Consider the following 869-nt stretch of genomic DNA (forward strand, 5'->3'; position numbering starts at 1 on the left):
TGGAATAGTGTCTTCCAACGTTTTAACGCTTGGTCAAAGAAAGGGGTTTTACAATCAATTTTCAAATGGTTATCGGGTTATGCTGATATGGAATGGTTATTCATTGACGGCAGTATTGTCCGTGCCCATCAGCACAGTGCCGGCGCAAATTCACAGGAAGATGAAGCGATCGGAAAAAGTCGGGGCGGACGTTCAACTAAAATCCATTTGGCCGTAGACAGCCAAGGTTTACCCGTCCATTTTGAGCTGTCCGGTGGACAAACACACGATATTGTTCATGCGGAAAGTCTGGTGAAAAATTCTCTGCCCTCCGATGTTGTGATTGCCGATAAGGGCTATGATAGCGAGGCCTTTAGAGATGCCATCAGACATCAGGGAGCCACCCCTGTCATCCCTTATCGAAAAAATAGCCAAAAGAGGGATAAAAATATCGACAAAGGGTTATATCGTTATCGACATTTGGTGGAAAATGCCTTTGCTAGAATCAAACATTTCCGAGGTATAGCAACAAGATACGATAAATTAGAACGCAATTACGCTAGTAAATTAGCCTTGGCGTTTATCGTTATTTGGCTGCCTATGTGGGTTGATTGATTTATGAACAAAAAACATCAACAGGCCCTAGAAGTATTGAAACGCACATATCGTAATGCAGAAACACTGAGTGTTATTTTAGATAATTATTGCATCCATAAAAGTAAGAAGGTAAAAGCATGGCTGCGTAATAATCCTACCGTGACGCTTTTATTTCTGCCGGTCTACTCTCCCCAGGGCGCGAGCATACTTTGATTAACATTCAGCCAAAGAAAACTTTGGCGCGGTAATCATCACACCAGCTGGCTTTTTTAAGCTTATTTCTTTGGCTTGGT

1 protein-coding gene and 1 pseudogene are annotated in these 869 nt (G+C 42.3%); both read left to right on the forward strand.

The window, feature by feature from the left end; all coding sequences use genetic code 11:
* The coding region (locus tag PSI17_RS17095) for an IS5 family transposase (RefSeq protein ID WP_273553095.1) at positions 1 to 594 on the forward strand (594 nt) is incomplete at its 5' end.
* Between the two features lie 24 nt (positions 595 to 618).
* Positions 619 to 768: pseudogene (locus PSI17_RS17100) on the forward strand (transposase); the annotation flags it as partial.
* Between the last annotated feature and the right edge of the window lie 101 nt (positions 769 to 869).

This window comes from Xenorhabdus sp. IM139775 (assembly GCF_028598745.1).
In the GTDB taxonomy this organism is placed as follows: domain Bacteria; phylum Pseudomonadota; class Gammaproteobacteria; order Enterobacterales; family Enterobacteriaceae; genus Xenorhabdus.